This window comes from Clostridium sp. CTA-7, assembly GCF_054768095.1.
The window spans coordinates 1-379 of the sequence record NZ_BAAAAV010000033.1 but is presented as its reverse complement, the minus strand read 5'-3'; the positions used below and the strand labels follow the sequence as shown (position 1 = coordinate 379).

The following is a 379-nucleotide window of genomic DNA, read 5'->3' as shown; positions in this document are numbered from 1 at the left end:
CTATTTCACTCCCCTCCCGGGGTTCTTTTCACCTTTCCCTCACGGTACTGCTTCACTATCGGTCATCAGGTAGTATTTAGCCTTGGGAGGTGGTCCTCCCTGCTTCCCACAAGGTTTCACGTGTCTCGTGGTACTCTGGATCAGAACTTAGTAATTATAATTTTCATTTACGTGGCTATTACACTCTACGGCACAACTTTCCAGTTGTTTTCAATTAATTATAACTTCCTCTTAATGTTCTGTCCGCAACCCCAGAGATAAATCTCTGGTTTGGGCTCTTTCCCTTTCGCTCGCCGCTACTAAGAAAATCGATTTTTCTTTCTCTTCCTCTAGGTACTTAGATGTTTCAGTTCCCTAGGTTTACCTTTCTGCAGCTATT

1 rRNA gene is annotated in these 379 nt (G+C 43.5%); it reads right to left on the bottom strand.

From position 1 onward, the window contains the following. A 23S ribosomal RNA gene (locus ACYUEX_RS18750) occupies positions 1–379 on the bottom strand; the annotation flags it as partial.